Here is a 337-nt window from a genome sequence, read left to right as displayed (position 1 = left end):
AAAGCCGTCCCAGTCGTCGCTTTGCACCACGCCGGGCTGCTGGGTACGAGTGGCCGCAATCACGTCGGCGCCGGTGTCGCTGCGTTGGGCGTAGACGTCGATCCAGTCGGAAAACAGGCTGCCGGTGCTGTAGAACTTTTCACCGTTGAGTTTCCATTTGTCGCCGTCGGGGCTGACTTTAGTGACGACATCGCCGATGGCCACGCTGCCGATTTCGGTCCAGGCGCAGCCCACGATGTCACCGTCGACAAAGCGTTTGAACCAGAGGTCTCGCGCCGCGCCGGGGGCGGCATTCAGGCGGTCTTCGGCAAACGCGAAGTGCCCGCGCAGCGCCTGG

1 pseudogene is annotated in these 337 nt (G+C 64.1%); it reads right to left on the bottom strand.

Annotated elements, in window-relative coordinates:
- A pseudogene (locus tag HX846_RS35035) lies at positions 1-337 on the bottom strand (monooxygenase); the annotation flags it as partial.

This window comes from Pseudomonas sp. K5002, assembly GCF_013386655.1.
Classification (GTDB): Bacteria; Pseudomonadota; Gammaproteobacteria; order Pseudomonadales; family Pseudomonadaceae; genus Aquipseudomonas.
This window is presented reverse-complemented; position numbering and strand designations above follow the sequence as displayed.